1 protein-coding gene is annotated in these 400 nt (G+C 56.2%); it reads left to right on the top strand.

Annotated elements, in window-relative coordinates:
• The coding region (locus JNB91_RS30455; protein ID WP_220329132.1) for a pyridoxine 5'-phosphate synthase at positions 1-400 on the top strand (400 nt) is incomplete at both ends.

The raw sequence follows: 400 nt of genomic DNA, 5'->3' as shown, positions 1-400 counted from the left end.
CGGTATTACCGTGCATTTACGTGAAGATCGCCGCCACATTACTGTCCGTGATGTGCGCATCCTGCGTCAGACGCTGGATACCCGCATGAATCTGGAGATGGCGGTGACCGAAGAGATGCTGGCGATCGCCGTTGAGACGAAGCCACATTTTTGCTGTCTGGTACCGGAAAAGCGTCAGGAAGTAACAACCGAAGGCGGCCTGGACGTCGCAGGGCAGCGTGACAAAATGCGCGATGCCTGCAAACGTCTGGCAGATGCTGGGATCCAGGTTTCTCTCTTTATCGACGCCGATGAAGAGCAGATCAAAGCTGCGGCAGAGGTTGGCGCACCGTTTATCGAGATCCACACCGGTTGCTATGCTGATGCCAAAACTGACGCCGAACAGGCGCAAGAGCTGGCG

This window comes from Aliirhizobium wenxiniae, assembly GCF_019511445.1.
GTDB lineage: Bacteria > Pseudomonadota > Alphaproteobacteria > Rhizobiales > Rhizobiaceae > Neorhizobium > Neorhizobium wenxiniae_A.
The sequence above is the reverse complement of the archived record's forward strand: the minus strand, read 5'-3'. Positions and strand labels throughout refer to the sequence as shown.